General features: G+C 40.3%; 15 protein-coding genes and 1 pseudogene. 7 read left to right on the top strand and 9 right to left on the bottom strand.

What is annotated here, in order from left to right:
• Positions 1-277: 277 nt before the first annotated feature.
• Positions 278-1,039, top strand: coding sequence for a uridine phosphorylase (udp, locus tag QMA12_RS18275; RefSeq protein WP_087533235.1), 762 nt, complete (start codon positions 278-280; stop codon positions 1,037-1,039).
• Here the strand turns inward: udp and cdd are convergent.
• The 3 genes from cdd to ppc form a co-directional block, all read right to left on the bottom strand.
• The gene (cdd, locus tag QMA12_RS18270) at positions 1,022-1,951 is read right to left on the bottom strand and encodes a cytidine deaminase (RefSeq protein ID WP_290210946.1); all 930 of its coding nucleotides are present in this window, start codon (positions 1,949-1,951) and stop codon (positions 1,022-1,024) included. The two genes, udp and cdd, sit on opposite strands and share 18 nt — an antisense overlap.
• 49 nt (positions 1,952-2,000) lie before the next feature.
• Positions 2,001-2,378, bottom strand: a complete 378-nt coding sequence (locus tag QMA12_RS18265) for a hypothetical protein (protein ID WP_087533233.1) — start codon at positions 2,376-2,378, stop codon at positions 2,001-2,003.
• Positions 2,379-2,747: 369 nt separating this feature from the next.
• Entirely contained in the window at positions 2,748-5,393 is a 2,646-nt protein-coding gene (gene ppc / locus QMA12_RS18260) for a phosphoenolpyruvate carboxylase (RefSeq protein ID WP_256827847.1), read from the bottom strand.
• A 219-nt stretch (positions 5,394-5,612) separates the two neighbouring features.
• Between ppc and QMA12_RS18255 the strand changes: the two genes are divergently transcribed.
• From QMA12_RS18255 to QMA12_RS18245, 3 genes are read left to right on the top strand one after another with little or no spacing between them, the layout of a single operon-like run.
• Entirely contained in the window at positions 5,613-5,978 is a 366-nt protein-coding gene (locus QMA12_RS18255) for a DUF393 domain-containing protein (protein WP_290210945.1), read from the top strand.
• Complete coding sequence (locus tag QMA12_RS18250) at positions 5,978-6,712, top strand: SDR family NAD(P)-dependent oxidoreductase (protein WP_290210944.1); 735 nt, start codon at positions 5,978-5,980, stop codon at positions 6,710-6,712. The genes QMA12_RS18255 and QMA12_RS18250 overlap by 1 nt, the downstream gene beginning before the upstream one ends.
• A gap of 46 nt (positions 6,713-6,758) precedes the next feature.
• Positions 6,759-7,376 (top strand): flavin reductase, encoded by a 618-nt coding sequence (locus tag QMA12_RS18245; protein ID WP_290210943.1) that lies wholly within the window; start codon positions 6,759-6,761, stop codon positions 7,374-7,376.
• A gap of 44 nt (positions 7,377-7,420) precedes the next feature.
• Here the strand turns inward: QMA12_RS18245 and QMA12_RS18240 are convergent, their stop codons facing one another.
• The 5 genes from QMA12_RS18240 to QMA12_RS18220 form a co-directional block, all read right to left on the bottom strand.
• Positions 7,421-7,819 carry a hypothetical protein gene (locus QMA12_RS18240; protein ID WP_290210942.1) on the bottom strand — a complete coding sequence of 133 codons (399 nt, stop codon included), beginning with the start codon at positions 7,817-7,819 and terminating at the stop codon, positions 7,421-7,423.
• A 6-nt stretch (positions 7,820-7,825) separates the two neighbouring features.
• On the bottom strand, positions 7,826-8,770 hold the full coding sequence (locus tag QMA12_RS18235) for an ornithine cyclodeaminase family protein (protein ID WP_290210941.1): 945 nt from the start codon (positions 8,768-8,770) through the stop codon (positions 7,826-7,828).
• A 2-nt stretch (positions 8,771-8,772) separates the two neighbouring features.
• Positions 8,773-9,858 (bottom strand): Xaa-Pro peptidase family protein, encoded by a 1,086-nt coding sequence (locus QMA12_RS18230; RefSeq protein WP_290210940.1) that lies wholly within the window; start codon positions 9,856-9,858, stop codon positions 8,773-8,775.
• Entirely contained in the window at positions 9,855-10,901 is a 1,047-nt protein-coding gene (locus tag QMA12_RS18225; RefSeq protein ID WP_290210939.1) for a proline racemase family protein, read from the bottom strand. The genes QMA12_RS18230 and QMA12_RS18225 overlap by 4 nt, the downstream gene beginning before the upstream one ends.
• A 164-nt stretch (positions 10,902-11,065) precedes the next feature.
• A complete protein-coding gene (locus QMA12_RS18220) occupies positions 11,066-14,059 on the bottom strand; it encodes a TonB-dependent receptor (protein ID WP_290210938.1) in 2,994 nt (997 codons plus the stop codon).
• A gap of 637 nt (positions 14,060-14,696) precedes the next feature.
• Here QMA12_RS18220 and QMA12_RS18215 point away from each other — a divergent pair.
• A complete protein-coding gene (locus QMA12_RS18215) occupies positions 14,697-15,665 on the top strand; it encodes a dihydrodipicolinate synthase family protein (protein ID WP_087533224.1) in 969 nt (322 codons plus the stop codon).
• Between the two features lie 84 nt (positions 15,666-15,749).
• Here QMA12_RS18215 and QMA12_RS18210 read toward each other — a convergent pair whose 3' ends face one another.
• Positions 15,750-16,202 carry a linear amide C-N hydrolase gene (locus QMA12_RS18210; protein ID WP_290210937.1) on the bottom strand — a complete coding sequence of 151 codons (453 nt, stop codon included), beginning with the start codon at positions 16,200-16,202 and terminating at the stop codon, positions 15,750-15,752.
• A gap of 4 nt (positions 16,203-16,206) precedes the next feature.
• Between QMA12_RS18210 and QMA12_RS18205 the strand changes: the two genes are divergently transcribed.
• Both QMA12_RS18205 and QMA12_RS18200 read left to right on the top strand, forming a co-directional pair.
• Positions 16,207-16,983, top strand: a complete 777-nt coding sequence (locus QMA12_RS18205; RefSeq protein WP_356948030.1) for a GGDEF domain-containing protein — start codon at positions 16,207-16,209, stop codon at positions 16,981-16,983.
• A gap of 235 nt (positions 16,984-17,218) precedes the next feature.
• Positions 17,219-17,893: pseudogene (locus tag QMA12_RS18200) on the top strand (metal-dependent hydrolase); the annotation flags it as partial.
• Positions 17,894-18,021: the final 128 nt, after the last annotated feature.

Raw genomic sequence — 18,021 nt, 5'->3', positions numbered from 1 at the left:
GGCACGTAGAAAAATAAATTTATCTTTATGTAACATAGCTTTAGCTATAAATTAAAAACAACGCATAGATTCAAATTAAGTATATTAAAGGATAGATATAGTGTCTGTTTAAACAAGTCAACCGTTGTGTAAATTGATTAATTTGCTTCAGTGATTGAATATTCAAAGAGAATGAATAAAGCTGATAATCTAAAGCGGACATCCGTCCTGTACAGGCAATGTCATAATAGTAATGATGTTAGATTGACAATACTCATATGATTTAAAAGGCAACATTATGGAAAAGGTTTTTCATTTAGGACTTACTCGCGACGATTTACAAGGCGCAACGTTAGCAATCGTGCCAGGCGATCCTGATAGAGCTGAGCGCATCTCTAGTTTTTTGGAAAATCCACGTTGTTTAGTACAAACCCGAGAATTTCATGCTTATTTAGGCTTACTTAGCGGCCAACCTGTTGTGATATGTTCAACTGGTATTGGCGGCCCATCAACATCTATTGCAGTAGAAGAGCTAGCTCAATTAGGTGTTGATACATTTTTACGCATTGGTACCACAGGGGCTATTCAGCCACATATTAATGAAGGTGATATTTTAATTAGCCAAGCGTCTGTTCGCTTAGATGGTGCAAGCCAGCACTTTGCGCCACTTAATTACCCTGCCGTATCTGATTTTTTTGCGACCCAAGCCATGGTTAACGCCTGTAATAACTTAAATATTGATTTTCATATCGGTATAACAGCATCAAGCGATACCTTTTACCCTGGTCAAGAACGCTATGATACCTACTCAGGTTACGTGCCAAAAGCGTTCCAAGGTAGCTGCGAAGAATGGCAAAAGCTTGGCGTAATGAATTACGAAATGGAATCGGCTACGTTATTCACCATGTGTGCAGCACTAGGTTTAAAAGCTGCCTGTGTGGCAGGGGTATTAGTAAATAGAACGCGCCAAGAAATACCCAATGTTGACCACGGCGAGATTGAGAAAAAATCAGTTGCCGTGGTACTTGAAGCCGCTAAAGTGCTACTGAGTAAAGCTTAAACTATAGCTTTGTAAAGCTGGTAAGTTATCGTAACTTGCCAGCACAGCTTCACTCACTTGCAGTTGATTTTCTGCACCTTCAGATTGTAATAATTCTACTTTTTCAACCGTTTTATTATCCAAACTTAAACCTGCCAAATAAAGCTGACTAATTGCACTTTGTAATGGGGCAAGACTTGGACTATAGGCTGCATTTTCAGCATAACGTCCATAAAAATTGCCATGGTTAAATGTGGTTATTTTTACCGCACTAAAGTTTTGCGTGTAAGGAACATAAGCTTGCTTTGCCTGCTCAATAAGCACAGGACAAACCCCAGAGTTTGTATCCACATGAGCAGATTGTGGATCCGGATTAAACAAACTATATTTATTACCCAAATCCCTAGGTCCAAACGCAGCCGGCAACAATTCGGTGAGTTTAAATTGTTGAGTTGGCAATAAAATATCGAAAGTTTCCGCATCTGCCAACTCATTCATAAATTGGCGGCAATAACCACAAGGTGCATCACTAATCGCTATTTTAACAATAGACTTAGCACCATTGAGCCAAGCATTATTTATTGCTGATTGCTCAGCGTGAACCACTAAACTCAGCGGCTGATGAGCAAATTCAACATTAGCACCAAAATAAAAACTAGGCTGTTGCTGTGCATCTAAGCCCACCACGATTGCCCCCACTAAAAACTGAGATATAGGCGCCACAGCAAATAAAGAGGCAATAGGTAAACAAGCCCTGAGTAATTGTGCTTGAGTGAGTGAGTGCTCAGCGCAAAGTGCATTAATATCAGCTGTATTTAATCGACCCTGTTGTGATTTAACTTGATTGAACAATGCATTACGCGCAGGTTCAGCAAATTCGAAAGTGTGCCCTGTTATTGAATTGATATGCGAAGAAGATGTTGATGAAGTCATAAACAAATTTTACTTATTTAATGGCTACACAGTGTAAAATGTTCAGCGACTAATTACCAGATTGATTTTCCAACCAACTTTTCGCAGTAGCAAAACACTCAAAGTTTTCTGCTGCTATATTAAACCGCTTGGCTTTTTGCAGAAACAAGTCGTGCATAAAACCATCAAAACTGACTATTCTGGCAATCAGGTAGTCTTTTAGCCAACCCGATATAGTCGGCATAATACTTAAAAGCTCGCTGGCTGGAAAATCGTGACTGAGCTCAGACACGTCGACCAGTAGCTTGTTGCTGCTATACATTTCGCCATACTGCTGGGCAATCTGATAAAAATTAATCACATCCTGTGCACTTGCAGTCCCTTTTAATGTCATCATTATTAATGATGTGGATGCATCAAATGTGATGCAAGTTGAAACATTAGACATACAATAGACTCGGTTAATTGATGAAGTGCCAAAAAGCGGAGTATTGTAATTTTTTATTGGAGCGAGTCAAGAAATACCATCCAAACAGGTCAGACCATGAGTGATTTCCAGATAAAAGTACTATATTTATTGAGCGAAAACGGAATTTTCTGAGCTTAGTTCTTTGCGCTTTTATTTGTAATCGTGACCATATAAAAACATAAATCACTTAGGACTGGGGTAAAATGTGGTGTTTAATGCAGTTAAATACTCCCTTTTTGGCAATATATGCGCCGAGCCTTGTGAACACGGCGCACACTGTGTACTGACATTACCTATTGATGGCCCCAAAGCTGCAAAAGAGCACAATGAAGCCATACATCATAGCCATTAACCTGTATTGCGCATACCTGCTGCAATACCTGTCATGGTGATCATTAATGCATTATCAATATCACCTGATGCGCCTTCTTGCGCTTCACGAGAGCGTTTAAGCAGTTCTACTTGTAGTACATTTAACGGATCGGTATACGGATTACGTAAGCCAATTGACTCTTTGATCCAAGGCTGATCAGCCAACAAGCTTTGCTGCGGGCTCAGTGACTGCACTAATGCAATTGCTTGTTTAAGCTCTTTACGTAGTTCTTCACCTAGTGGCTTATATTGCGGTTCAACAAGCGCATCATCATAGTGAGCACTTAACCAGCAATCAGCCTTACTAAATACCATTTCGAGCATTTCTAAACGCGCTCTAAAGAACGGCCACTGTTGGCTCATTTCGTTTAAAGTCTCAACGCCGTATTGTTCAACTGCGGCTTGTAAGCCTGTTAATGCCCCCAACCATGCAGGTAACATTAAACGGTTTTGGCTCCAGGCAAAAATCCACGGAATAGCACGCAAACTTTCAACGCCGCCATGTGGATTACGCTTTGCAGGGCGCGAGCCCAATGGCAATTTACCCAACTCTTGCTCTGGCGTTGCCATTCTGAAGTACGGCACAAAGTTTTCGTCAAAACGCACCACATTACGATAATGCTCGCATGATTTTTCACTGATCAAGGCCATCACATCACGCCATTGCTCTTTAGGCTCTGGTGGTGGTAATAAGTTACTTTCAAGCACGGCTCCGGCGTAAATATTTAAGCTTTCTAAGGCAACATTTGGTAAGCCAAATTTAAAGCGGATCATTTCACCCTGCTCGGTTACCCGTAAGCCACCTTTTAATGAGCCCGGTGGTTGCGAACGTAACGCTTGTGCGGCAGGCGCGCCACCACGGCCAACTGTACCACCGCGACCATGGAATAAAACAAGTTCAATACCACGCTCTTGGGCAAGGTGTACCAGCTTATCCATTGCCTCATACTGCGCCCAACCAGCGGCCATCATGCCAGCATCTTTGGCAGAGTCAGAATACCCAATCATCACATTTTGTACACCCTCAGCTTGCCCACGATACCAAGTGTTATCAAGTAGTTGAGTAATAACACTGTGACCTGCGTTTAAATCATCAAGGGTTTCAAATAATGGCGCGACAGGAAGCTTAAAGCTACAACCACTTTCTTTTAACAATAACTGCACTGCTAACACATCAGAGGCTGTACGTGCCATTGAAATAATGTATAAACCGAAGGTCGACTCATCTTGCTTTGCGATTACATCAAAGGTGTCGAGTACTTCTTGCACGTCATTACTTGGTTGCCAATGTTTAGGTATTAATGGCCGGCGAGAATTAAGCTCTGCCAGTAAAAATGCTTGTTTATCTTCTTCTTGCCATTGGTTGTAATCCCCTAGCCCTAAATAACGGGTTAATTCAGAAAATACATCCGCGTGGCGTGATGAATCTTGGCGCACATCAAGCTTAGCTAAACGAATACCAAAACTATTGATACGACGCAGAACATCCAGTAATAAACCATTTGCTACCACACTCATATTGGCTTTCAATAATGAGCGATAACATGCCTCAAGTGGCTGTTTTAATTGACTGATATCGGTAACAATATCTTGCGCTTCGGTGCGCTTATTCATTATTTTAGCGCCTAAGTGAGCAACCGTTTCACTCACTTGTGCTTTTAATACTTTTAATACTGCGCGGTAAGGTTCAAAATCTTGCCCAGCCAATTCAACGAGCTCGTCGCTAGCTTGTGACATTGACAGCTCTGTACTTAAAGTATCGATATCACGGCTATACAAATCAAGTGCCATCCAACGACCATGATCCAGCACTTGTTGCGTGACCTGTGAAGTCACAAATGGGTTACCATCACGATCCCCCCCCATCCACGATGTAAACTCAATAGGGCTGTAATCGTTTGGTAGCTCAAGATCTAATTGCTCTTTTACTTCTTTACTAAAGTCTCTTAAAAAGCGCGGCACAGCATGCCAAAGGCTGTTCTCAATAACCGCAAAACCCCATTTAGCTTCATCAATTGGGGTTGGCCGAGAGCGGCGAATATCATCCGTATGCCAAGCTTGACTTATTAATTGAGCAATACGATTAAGAATATTTTCACGCTCATATTCTAAGTTATCAGTACGCTCAAGCGCCGCTAGACAGTCACTTAATTCAACATGCTTATTAATAATTGTACGACGTGTTACTTCTGTCGGGTGTGCGGTTAAAACTAAATTGATATGTAATTTAGACAAGCTATCAGCAATTTCGTTAGGATCTAATTTGCCCTGTTTTGCTTGGCTAGATAATGCTTTTAACGTTTGTGTGAGAGGGCTTAATTGACAAAAGCCAACATCGTTAAAACGAGAAATAGTATGAAATTGTTCCGCTACATTGGCTAAATTTAAAAAATGGTTAAAAGCGCGAGCCACTGGCAATAACTCTTCGTCAGTTAATGCGTGCAGAACATCAATTAGGGCATGGCGGTCTTGCTCGTTACCTGTGCGTGATGATTTTGCTAAAGCGCGAATTTCTTCTACTTTATCTAAAATCGCTTGTCCTTGGGTATCTTTTATTGTTTGGCCTAATAACTGGCCTAATAAATTGACGTTCCCACGCAAGGCGGCATATTGTTCACTCATTCCAAATACTCCATTGTTGATGTTTATACCCAAAGGGTATGAGTAATAAGCGGTGCATGACTTTAAAGCGTGGAGTGAGAGTAGAAACAAAAGCCAACACGCGCTTACCTTTATTGTTCTTAACCTCTATTAATATCATTCATAAAGCCAATTTAATAGATCCAAAGCATATTCTATTTCGTAACAAGTAATAATGTACCTAATAAACAATGACTCGTTATGATTATATTTTATGATGGCAACTGCCCTCTTTGCGCAAAAGAAATGCGCTCATTAAAGCGCGCTGATGCACATAACAAAATTAAACTTGAAGACATTAATAAAGACGACTTCGAAAGCCGTTACAGCTACATTAAACGTAAAGACGCCATGGCTTTTTTACACGGCCAACGAGATAACGGTGAAATGTTGTACGGCCTAGATGTTACCTTTGCTGCTTGGCAAACCGTTGGCCACCATTCATGGTTAAAACTGCTGCAATTACCTATCGTTCGCTTTTGTGCAGATGTAGGTTATTGGCTATTTGCCAAATATCGTAAACAAGTCACGACCTTGTTTTGCACTACCCGATGTGGGATAAAATAATGGCGAAAGTGTATATTCTATTTGGCGCAAATAGTGCCATTGCAAGTGCTTACTTAGCCACAATTGCGGAGCATGACTCCCGTGCGAGCGTTATTTGCGTTAGTAGGCATGCTATTAACCTAAGCGATAATCGCCTCGATATTCAATCGTTCGTTTGCGACTATTCAAAAGCCAGCCTGAATGAATTAACAAACCATATTAAAAAGCACAACATAAAGCCTCATCAGGTCATTATATTCAATGGGCAATTACACTTTGAAGAGGCCATGCCTGAGAAAAAGCTTGAAGATATTAATGAGCAATACTTTAACACCTTATTAAACACAAATGCGTTAACGCCTATTCTATGTTTGCAGGCGATTGCCCCATTATTAGATCACAAAACGCCCTGCACCATAACCTGCCTAAGCGCTCGCGTTGGCAGTATAAGTGACAATAAACTAGGAGGTTGGTACAGCTACAGAGCGTCAAAATCCGCGCTTAATATGCTATTTCAAAGCGCAGCCATTGAGCTCAGTCGTCGGGCTAAGCAAACACGATTAGTGCTGTTTCATCCAGGAACCACGGATACCTTTTTATCAAAGCCATTTCAAAAAAATGTTCCGCAAGGCAAATTATTCAGCCCTCAGTATGTAGCACGCTCACTTTACTCACTTTTACAACGGCCAAATGAGTTAACAGAAATAGGAAATTGCGCCTACATTGACTATCAAGGGAACAAAATTCCTTGGTAATACATTTACTACTTTCCTGAATTTTACCCCTCAAAAAGGATTCACAATGCAGTTAGATAAAATGGCACTCGAGCAGCTTGATTCACGTTATCGCGCTCATTTAATTAATTCACTGTCTGGGTTCAAAAGCGCCAATTTAATTGGTACACAAAGTAAAAATGGGCAAACAAACTTGGCCATTGTTAGCTCGGTATTCCACTTAGGCGCACACCCTCCTCTCGTTGGTATGATCATTCGTCCCCACAGCGTACCACGCCATACCTTTGAAAATATAAAAGAAACAGGCTATTACACCATTAATCAAGTTAATGGTGATATTTACAGCCAAGCTCACCAAACTTCGGCTCGCTATGATAGAGATGAGTCAGAGTTTGATGCAACTGGTTTAAGCCCTGAATATTTAAATGACTTTAATGCCCCGTTTGTTTCACAGAGTCGTTTAAAATACGCCGTAAGGCTTGTAGAGCATCAACACCTTAAAATAAACGGCACTGAGCTTGTGATAGGTGAAATAATAGATTTACACATAGACGGGAATGTTATTAGCGATGATGGCTATATCAACATTGAGGCTCTCAACACAGTGGCGGTAAGTGGCTTAGACAGTTATCACACAACACACTCGATTACACGTTTACCTTATGCCAAAAAGCAGCGAGTTTGATTGTGTAAATAATCCGAAGCCACCAAACTCGCTTCTTAACCATCTTAGCTAAAATGGAAGCTACCAATTAATAAACTCAGCCCAGCGAATAACCATACCAAAGCAAAGTTATGCCAAAGCTGGGCATTGTTGTAAACATTCGTAGGGTTATCTGCATCAACCAAAAGAGTGCATACTTTACCTTGCTTAAAACGAGAAAATAACGTGTCATCATGCCCTACTAATACGCTGTGTAAATGGCCATTAAAGCGAAAGTTAACTAACATTGTTTGCTGCTGGGCTAGCTCTAACGCTGTAATGCGATTACTAACGACCGTCGTAATATTTTCAATTTCACACACTCGCCAATGATGTTTACTCACTTTACATTTTAACCACCGAGCTAAAGGTAAAAAGCCAACACTTATAAAACAAATGCCAAGTGTTAAAAGTACACTGCTCATGGTGTTCTAGCCTTGTAATGATTGATAAACATGATTCGCTGCAATTAAATCGCTCAATGCTGTACCTACTGATTTAAATACAGTTATATCAGTTTCATTAAAGCGTGCATAGCAGTCTTCTTGTGCTAACTGCGCAAGCTCTGCGCACACATCTTGCTCACTAAAAACACCTTCTTTAATCGGGAGCAGTAGCTCTCCAGCTTCACTTAACACATTTTCTCGACTATCAACATACACGCGGCTGCGAGTAATTGTTTTGCTATCACATTCTCTTGCTTCACTATGATGATTACCGATTAAATCAACATGGGTACCCGGCTTTAGCCAGTTTCCGTCAAACAATGGTGCCGCAGAGCCTGTTGCACAGCTAATTATATCAGCACTGTGTATAGTTGACTCATCACTTTTTCCTATTACAACATCAATATTAACGAATGCTGTCTTTAAACGGTTTTGTAATGCCATTACTTTTTCTTGATTGCGCGCAATTAGTGTAACACGAGTAAAGTTTCGCACACTTAGATGCGCTCTTATCATGTACTCAGCGAGGTTTCCACTGCCAAAAAATATAAGATGCTGGCTATTTTCCCGTGATAAATAATAACTGGCTAATGCCGATACTGTTGCCGTACGCCATAATGTAATACGAGTTCCATCTACCAAAGCTAATGGTTCACCATGATCGCGTGAAAACAGCATTATTTTAGAATACAAAGATTCATACCCAACTTGACTGTTTTTAGGAAAATACGTAAACGCCTTTACACCAATCACATGCTCATTCCACGCGGGTAAGACTGCAAACGCATCATGGCTTAAGTTACTTTCATCAAGCTCGTAGACATTGCGTTTTGGCATACCAAATTCTTGTGCAAAGCCTTGGCGCATCGCAGTGAGCAATGTATCAAAATTCAATACATTATCAATTTCGTATTTCTCAATAATCTGCATAATTATAGTTCCAGCTCAAAAGGTTTAGGAGCGTGAGTTAAAATTTCATAACCCGTGTTGGTGATCAAGATGTCCTCCTCTAAACGCACCCCGCCATATTCAGGGATATAAATGCCTGGCTCTATGGTGATCACATTGCCAACTTCTAATATATGCTTAACGTTGCTATTGATAAACGGCTGCTCATGCAAAAATAGTCCAAGCCCATGACCCAAGCCCTGTCCGGCATGATCCCCAAAACCTGAAGCATCTAGTACATGTTGTGATGCATTTTGCAAGTCGGTGCAGTGAACACCAGGCTTAAGTAAATCAATCGCAGCTTGTTGTGCTGTCGCCACGCTATTATAAATAGCCGTTTGCTTTGTTGATGCTTGCCCTAGCACATAGCTGCGTGTCATGTCTGAGCGGTAGCCATTAACAACTGCGCCAAAATCAAGCGTAATAAAATCGCCTTCTTTTAACGTGCACTCACTTGGGCTACCGTGCGGCAGCGAGGTACGCTCTGCGAACATTAAAATCGTTGCAAACGACATGCCCTCAGAGCCTAACTTTTGCATTCTAAACTCTAACTCTAACGCTAAATCTCGTTCACTCACACCCGCTTTAAAGTACGGTAATGTTTGCTTGAGTGCTTCATCAGCAATGGCAGCAGCAGCTTTTATTTGCGCAACTTCCCAGTCACTTTTAACCATCCGTAAACGCTCTACCATACCAGTAACTGGTGTGAGTGTATGGCTCGTTAATTCACTCGATACTTGCTGCCAAAGCGCTACATTAATAAATGCAGCATCAAAACCTAATTGACTATTAGATGCTAAAAAGCGACTTATACATTGGCCTAAAGTTTCATTGTCTCGGTCACGGCAGATAACTTCAAAGCCTGTACATTCCTCTTGCGCGCGGCCAAAGTAACGATAATCAGTGATCAGTACAAACTGCTCTGCGGTTATTAACGCATAAGCGGCGTTACCGCTAAAACCACTTAAATAACGAATATTTTCATGGCCTAGTACCAATAATGCTGATAAGCCTTCAACGGCCATAGCCTGTTTCATCGATTGTTGGCGAGCTATAAATTGCTTGTTCATCTGAAAATAAATCCTTGTTTTAGGGGATCATCTGGATCAATTAGAAATGTATGTTTACCAGTTACAAACGCTTCGCCACTAACCCGTGGCACAACCGCATTAATATCAGCTAATAAACATTGCGCTTTTAGCTCAACAGTGAATACCGAGCCCAAAATACTCTCTATTTTTATTCGCTGACCGATTGCCAGCCTGCCTTTTGCAAACTCTAATGCGGCTCTTGCACTGACGCCCGTCCCCGTAGGGCTGCGGTCTAGTTCGCCTTCGGCAAAAATACACACATGTCGGCTAAAACTTGAATGACTTGTTTGTGAATTAGAATAAAATATAACCCCATATAAAAAGCTCAATGCGTCATCTGTAGGGTGCGTTGGCTGATATTGGCCGTTAATTTTCTGCTTTATCGCTTTGCCTAAACTAATAATTTGCTCATGGTTATTGGGCGCTAAACTTAAATCAATAGTGTCAGCATCTACAAAAGCGTAATAAGCGCCGCCGTATGCGATATCACAACTAACTGCACCAAACATGGGTAACTCAATGTGCATATCAAGCTTTGGAGCATAACTTGCCACGTTATCAAAACACACATTGGTTAATTGTTTATCTTTAAGTGTAATATAAGCCTTAATAAGCCCTGCGGGGGTATCTATGCGTAGCTCATTAACCCCGTCTATAAAGTGGCTGATACTGCAATCTTTTGCTGCTGTAGCAAGCGCAATAATGGCATGGCCACACATGGTGCTATAACCTTCATTATGTAAAAACAGTACGCCAAAATGGCTATCTTTATGTTCAGGCTCAGTGATTACTGCACCGTACATATCAGCATGGCCTCGGGGTTCAAACATCAGCGCTTTGCGTAAGTGATCAAATCTTGCCAAACAATCGGCTCGTTTCTCGAGCATAGTTTGGCCTTGCAAATTACTAAAACCATCAATAATTATACGAAGAGGCTCACCACCGGTATGCATATCGAGCGTATTGATCGCTAGCCAATCATTTTTTGGCTGTTGCCAATGAGAATATAAACAATTAGTCATAGGTAACCTTTAAATTTATACGAAAAATGCCAAGCAGTTTCCTGCTCGGCATCAAGGCTGTGTGGCTCTATATGAGAATGTGCTTAAACATCAAAGCAACATACTAAACTACCCAAGGTAAATGACTTAGCATGCTGCTTTCAAACAGCTGTCTTACCAGGGAATTAAAACTCGATACGTGCGGTTAACGATACATATCGAGCACCTTGACGGCTAGTTACTAAACCATAATCAGGGTTTAACTCTAAGCCGTTATCGCCATACTGAGCGCGCTCTTCGTTAATATTTATCGCGCTATCTCCATCAAATAAGTTATATACAGTGCCTTTTAAGGTCATGTCAGGGCCAAAAAAGTCCGTATAATAAGTCAGTGACATATCCACATTAGTTAACCAAGGTAAGTTACCTTTACTACCACGTGGTGCAGGGTTGCCGTTTTCATCATAGTGCGATGCTTGGTCGTAGTATTTACTCACACATGCATCCCACGGGCTGCCTTGCTCACAGCTATCAACACCTTCAGGATGCACTGAGAAGTAGCTCTTTGGACGACCCGATGTTGTTCTGGCCACTAAACCTACAGTCAGTGAATCGGTAATATTATACGCGCCACTAAATTTGATCGCATGGCGGTGGTCATTAGGTAAATTACCGTAGCCATGATCCATTAAATCACCGTAGTCATATGAGGTAGTCCAACCTGGATCTGCTTGGTTGTTATCCGTTTTAACTAAACCTTCAGTGTTACCATAACTATGTGACCATGTGTATGATGTGTTGATACGTAAATCATCTGTTACATTGCCATCTAAAGTAAATTCAAGAGCCAAGTATCTGCGTTGAGCTTCGGCAAGTGCTAGCTCATCAGCACTCAAATTAACGTTATCAATTTCCCCATCACCATCAAAGTCATACGACATTTGAATCGCTTCACCAGGGTTATTAAGCACATAATATGAACCTTGCCCTACGTTATCGGTGATACCCATTTCAGCAAGCTTTTTAGCAAGCACAGGACCAACATCGGTATCTTCAACACTGCGACCTAGATCACGGTAAATAGCACGTACACCCGCAGACATAGTGTCAAAAACTTCTTGTTGATAACCTATTGTAAACTCATCACTATACATTGGTTTTAAAGAAGACGAGGCAATTAAACCAGGCTCTGTAATACCACGCTGGCGCCAGCGTCTATCACGTAACATGTCACCTCTGCTAGGAGAACCATCTGCTAATAAAGTAGGTGATCCATTGCCCTCTAATTGATCTAAATCGAAATACTCAAACCATTCAATAGATGCGGAACCTTGAGTGATATTCATGTTCGCAGATACTGGCTGAAAATAGCGCCCGTATGTGGCGAATATTTTCGCGCTACCATCACCCGATACATCATAAATAGCTTGTAAACGAGGTGCTATTTGATTATCAATATCAACAAATGCTCTGCCGTCTGTCACCGTATTTTCAAACTGGCTATAACGCAATCCCATATTAAGCACTAAATTATCAGTTGCTTGCCATGAATCATTAATATAAAACGCTAATGAAGTAGCATCTGAATCGACCTCACGGCTACGTATCCGTCTTTCGATAAAGTCACTACCTAGTGCTGCACCAGAGACATCGTTTTCGCCAGCAGTTTTTATAGTCCACCAGCCTTCAGCGTCCCCAATACCATTTTGACCTTCAAAGTAATCAACCTTCACGTTGGTGTAATCAATACCAAACTGGATTGAATGCATATCCAAGTCCCAGTTAAAATCAATTCTGGCTTGGTCTCGAATATATTCTTCTTCCGTTATACCGGAATTTGTATGCTGACTTAACGTTACAAAGCCATCACGTTCATCCCACACACCTGGGTTAGGTGATGCTACAACGTTTTCAACATTTTCTGTAACACGGCCAACAACAGCTGACACTGAAAATGTATCAGTCAGATAGCCATTGTAGTTAATACTGTATACATTGCCGCCATCTTCGCCAGGTGCATCTACACCCTGTTGGTCACCTACCACATTATCTTGCCAGTTATAAGCGAATGTTTTATCGGTCCACGTACGTTTGTTATTCATCGCAGAGAAACCTACTGAATGGTCTTCATTAATGAACCAGTCGACCTTGGTAAACCAGCGGTCTTCATCACGCTCAAAATCAGAGAAAGTGGTTTGTCCCGCACTGTTAGTCTCTTCTCTGCGTGGAGCAAATAAACCATAGAAGAAAAGCGTATCTTCAATAATCGCACCGCTCGCCCATAACTGTACTTCTTTAAAATCGTAACTACTTTGTTGAGTATTAGTATCGATAGTTCCACTATCTTGGAATATTGAATCATGCTGACTACGAAGACTATCAGGATCCCAGCGCACCTCTGCACCAAATTTAAAATCATTATCACCTGATTTAGATACAGCGTTTACAATACCGCCTAATGCACCACCAAATTCAGGGCTTACACCACCGGTTTTAACTTGAGTTTGAGAAATAGCTTCCCACGGTAGACGAATTGAACCCAACCCTGTGCGAATACTTGTTACATTTAAGCCATTAAAATAGTAGCCATTTTCAGCTGCTGATGAGCCACCAAAACTAGAGGCGCCTTTAAAATTAGAACCACCCGGAGCTGCGGTACCTGGTGCAAGTAACGCAATACTCTCAAACCCCGTATTTACTGGCATTGCTTTAAGCTCAGCATCGCTAAACGTTAAACCAGAGGTTGAAGAAGCCATATCAACACGGCGTATTGCTGAGCCGGATACTGCGATACGCTCAATGTCAGTGCCAGCTTTAAAAAGTTGTACATCAAGGGTAATTGACTGACCTATAGTGACATCAACATTTTCTTCAGTCATTGTTTCGTAACCATCTTTTACAATAGTTACGTCATAAGTCCCCACAGGTACGTTACGTAATAAGTAATCACCCTCAGCATTACTTGTTATGGTGTAGACTAAACCTTTACTCTTATGCTTAAGCGTAATTGTTGCACCAATTAAATCACTGCCTGATTGCGCAACAATGTGGCCTTTCACAATACTACTACCATCAACTGCCTGAGCAGCAGGTGTCATCATTAATGCTGCTGTTACTGCCGTTGCCAATAGGGTTTTTACACCCACACCCCGAGTTTGCTTTTTATTATATGTAAACATGTAAATGTTCCTTGATCCTGTTGATTTATTGTCTGTCGTACCTCTGACGTAAAAAATATACACTTATTACATATTGTATACAATATTAAATATCCATTTAATTCGCATAAAATTAAAAACATGAAACAACCACAATCAAGATTAGGCTTTTTTATGTTTATATTCAGTTAATTATATATTTAAATATAAATTTAAAAAGTGAAATAATTAAGGGGATTAATTTCTATATGACAAATAGTGACTACTACAATCAAAATTTTTCGTTCGAAATGGATAAAAAAATTGAGGCCGTCTGCCTATCGCAACGACTTCTGCTGTTAGCCCATGAAATATTTTGACTTTGCCGGATTTTTCGTGAGTGAGTTTTAAAAAAGTGCATGTATTAAGTCTATGCTCGCTTATTCTCTGCACCATAAGCTGGATAACACTACAACTCTATGTAATTACAGAATTCACAAGGTAAGCTTTTGGCATAACTGTAAAACGTAACCGTTTTTACTGTCTATACGCTCTTATCTGTAATTGAACTTTAAGCTGGATTTATAGTTTATTCTTATCCCAGCCTTGCCGAAGTTAATTTTACTGATACAATAAATTTGTATAATGTATACAATATGAAATTAAAAGAGGAAATATGATGGAAACAAATAGTAAAGATTGGCGATATACAGTTATGCCAGCCGTATTTACATGGCTAAAAAAAACAGAGTCTGGGACTGTTGAAATTGACCTTGATGCAACGCAAAAATACGCTGCAGACATTTTAAAAGTGCAAGGAAAAGGAGGCACGCGTATGGGAGGCCTTGTTGGCTCTGGTACTCTGGGTGAGAACAGCTACCTAAGTTCTGAGCAACGCCTTTCTTTACTACAAGCCCTTTCAAGTGTTGCTAAAGAATACAATGTGCCATTGATCAGTGGCGCAGCAGCAGAAACAAAAGAAGAGCTTGCCAAAATCGTTACAGAGCTCGCGACTGTTGGCGTAGATACCGTAATGGTGATGCCACCCAAAACAAAAGAGTCACCTTCTGATGAAGAAATGTATGAGTACTATGCACTTTCTGCAACAGCTGCAAAAGAGGCCGGCATAACAATAATGCCTTATAACAACCCTGACGCCGCTGGCTATCATGCGCTATCAACTGATCTTCTTACTAGACTTGCTGCTTTACCTGAAGTAACAGCGCTTAAAATATCTACTATAGATGTATCAGTTATTGAAACCATGATGCTAGAAAATAAAGACTTAAAAGTACTAGCTGGTGTAGATACCGTAACTGTACATGCAGGCCTTGCTGGCGCATGCGGTGGAATCACAGGTGTTGGTTGTATATTTCCAAAAGCAAGTGTCACTATGCAAGAGCACGTAAATAAGGGCGAATGGGCTGAGGCAAATAAAATATCTCAAGCTATGAACTCTATATCTTACCTTGATGCACAGCCGCTACTTCTAGAGTATCTGAAGTATGCTTTTGGCATTCATCACAGTGATACAACTGGGGGCCTTCGTACCTTTGGTAAAAAACTAACTCAACAGCAGATTGATGATGTTCACACACGCTATATCAAAGCAAAAGAAAGACTTGAGACTCTGGGTTTAATAGACTGATTACTTCAAAAGTTGACAAAAAAGCTCCGTTATTACGGAGTTTTTTGTCTCTAGAGTTTGACAATTTGATACTCGCTCTACTCGTTAATTAACGATGTATGGCTCTTGAACACTTGCACATGTATCAAGTATATATTGCACAATACGAAGAATACTTAAACGAGGTTTATCAGATTTTGTCTCATCAGGGAATCGTGTTTCACCATCATACAACGCATTAATAACCAGTCCTTTTTCATTTAAGCCATCAGCGGCAGCAAAAGCAACCTTTGACGACGGGTACTCTAATACCGTAACAAGACTTCTGTAGCTTGATGTCCATGTTAGAATGCTGGTATTATTTTTACCATATTCTGTATCTGCAAAATTTTGATCTACTCCTTGGCGCTCCAAACCTGCCGGGAATGCATAAAGACTGCTGTTTAACTGCCAATACCAATCCATATTCCTCCCCGTTACAGGGAACTCTTTATTTTGACTGTTAAAAATTCGAAGCGATAAATTGAGGCTATCATACAGTTTAATAACCTCTTCCATATATATGCTATTAGTGACTTATGCAACCTACATGAGCAATTTAAACACGGCGATTGGTGCATGGGGAATGACGTTACCCGTTTTATTTTATTTTTTAAATAGTATACGGCCTGGCTTTATCTTTTCCATCATGTATTTGTTCATATACACTTGGATTTTAGTCGGTGTTTATAATATACAAAGTATAAAACCATTAGCGAACTTTGTTTTAGCGTACCTTATTGTATGGGGGATCGCGCACGTTTATGAAAAAAACCGCCTAAAAAATCAAGCTCAGTTGACTGAGTTAGCTTTAAAAGATCCATTAACCAATGCAAACAACTTACTGGCATTGCGGCATGATTTTGAGCAACGAACGAAAGCTGAAAAAGATGTTGGTTTAGCCATGCTAGACATAGACTTTTTTAAAAAAGTTAATGATACCTACGGGCATGATATTGGGGATGATATATTGATGCAACTGGTAGAGCTTTTTCAGCAAAAAGTATCTGAGAAAGATGTTTATCGTACAGGCGGCGAAGAGTTTGTATTATTATTTGATGCCAGTGAAGATGAAGCGTTAAAAGTGTTAAAAGAAATATGTACAGAAACAGAGCATAAGACATTTAACTGTTCCAATGGAAATAATATAAATGTAACTCTTAGTTGCGGGTTTATTCATTTTTCTGCTACAGCGCTACAAGAACCTAATAGTCTCTCTAAAATGTTAAAAACAGCCGATCAATTGTTATATCACGCAAAAGAGCAAGGGCGAAATCAAATAATCACAAGAGAAAATTAAATAAATGTGCCTGTCCTGTTTCTCATGTTCCTGTTGTAATAATGACTATTGATATTGGGGCAAGAATATAAATATCAAATTACTCGAAAATGACCTTTCGCTATGATGCTTTGCTAAGCGGACTAAAATTCTCCACTAAATCAAACAAGGCAGCCACTTTAATTATTTAAAGTACATTGAACAATTAAGTTTTTGATTGCTAGAATACCAACCTATTTTTTTATCAAGAGATACAATGGCAAATTTCAATACTCATCTAAATACTGCCGTCATCGTCACCGGTTTAGGTTCAGCCGCTTTATTATCTGCAGGCCATGTTGATTTAAGCGGCGCACTTTGGTTATGGTTTTTAGGTTCTATTGGCGGCTTATTACCCGACATAGATTCAGATAACTCCACATCACTCGATACTATTTTTAACTTATTCGCACTCAGCGCTGTATTACTGGTGCTGCATTACATAACAACCGAGCTCATTATTACAATTAGCTTTGTTGAATTAATAGTAGTGCCGTTATTAGTGTACGGATTTATGAAATACATAATTAGACCCATTTTTGAACGGATCACAGTGCATAGAGGTAGTTGCCACTCTTTACTATTTTTAGTGCTATGCGCATTATTAACAACGCAAGTAACATGGAAGCTTAATGACCAATCAACAGCTCAGGCAGCCACTTTTGCCTGGTTAGCGGGCGGTTTTATTTTATTTGGCGGGTTAATTCATTTATTACTGGATGAAGTTTACAGTGTCGATTTAAATAATGTCACCATTAAACGCTCTTTTGGCACTGCGCTAAAAATAGCCGACTTCGATAATAAATTAATTACGTTGGCATCAATAGTTGCCATTGCAGGTTTAATCTATATTGCGCCCCCTACCAAGCAAACAATCATTGCGTTAAGTGACTCAGGGCGCGAGCACACTTTGTTAATGATGTTAACCAAACAACAATTCTTCCCTAAAAGCATCGTCATAACATGCTCTTACGCACTTACTTCTTATTGAACCCTTACTTTTCGTATGCTGTTTTACCA

Origin of the sequence: Pseudoalteromonas sp. APC 3893 (assembly GCF_030408095.1) — a bacterium.
Lineage (GTDB): Bacteria > Pseudomonadota > Gammaproteobacteria > Enterobacterales > Alteromonadaceae > Pseudoalteromonas.
The sequence above is the reverse complement of the archived record's forward strand: the minus strand, read 5'-3'. Positions and strand labels throughout refer to the sequence as shown.

Excerpts from the sequence above, each read along its gene's own strand:
- udp (WP_087533235.1), top strand. The coding sequence starts at position 278 with ATGGAAAAGGTTTTTCATTTAGGACTTACTCGCGACGATTTACAAGGC.
- cdd (WP_290210946.1), bottom strand. The coding sequence starts at position 1,951 with ATGACTTCATCAACATCTTCTTCGCATATCAATTCAATAACAGGGCAC.
- QMA12_RS18265 (WP_087533233.1), bottom strand. The coding sequence starts at position 2,378 with ATGTCTAATGTTTCAACTTGCATCACATTTGATGCATCCACATCATTA.
- ppc (WP_256827847.1), bottom strand. The coding sequence starts at position 5,393 with ATGAGTGAACAATATGCCGCCTTGCGTGGGAACGTCAATTTATTAGGC.
- QMA12_RS18255 (WP_290210945.1), top strand. The coding sequence starts at position 5,613 with ATGATTATATTTTATGATGGCAACTGCCCTCTTTGCGCAAAAGAAATG.
- QMA12_RS18250 (WP_290210944.1), top strand. The coding sequence starts at position 5,978 with ATGGCGAAAGTGTATATTCTATTTGGCGCAAATAGTGCCATTGCAAGT.
- QMA12_RS18245 (WP_290210943.1), top strand. The coding sequence starts at position 6,759 with ATGCAGTTAGATAAAATGGCACTCGAGCAGCTTGATTCACGTTATCGC.
- QMA12_RS18240 (WP_290210942.1), bottom strand. The coding sequence starts at position 7,819 with ATGAGCAGTGTACTTTTAACACTTGGCATTTGTTTTATAAGTGTTGGC.
- QMA12_RS18235 (WP_290210941.1), bottom strand. The coding sequence starts at position 8,770 with ATGCAGATTATTGAGAAATACGAAATTGATAATGTATTGAATTTTGAT.
- QMA12_RS18230 (WP_290210940.1), bottom strand. The coding sequence starts at position 9,858 with ATGAACAAGCAATTTATAGCTCGCCAACAATCGATGAAACAGGCTATG.
- QMA12_RS18225 (WP_290210939.1), bottom strand. The coding sequence starts at position 10,901 with ATGACTAATTGTTTATATTCTCATTGGCAACAGCCAAAAAATGATTGG.
- QMA12_RS18220 (WP_290210938.1), bottom strand. The coding sequence starts at position 14,059 with ATGTTTACATATAATAAAAAGCAAACTCGGGGTGTGGGTGTAAAAACC.
- QMA12_RS18215 (WP_087533224.1), top strand. The coding sequence starts at position 14,697 with ATGGAAACAAATAGTAAAGATTGGCGATATACAGTTATGCCAGCCGTA.
- QMA12_RS18210 (WP_290210937.1), bottom strand. The coding sequence starts at position 16,202 with ATGGAAGAGGTTATTAAACTGTATGATAGCCTCAATTTATCGCTTCGA.
- QMA12_RS18205 (WP_356948030.1), top strand. The coding sequence starts at position 16,207 with ATGCTATTAGTGACTTATGCAACCTACATGAGCAATTTAAACACGGCG.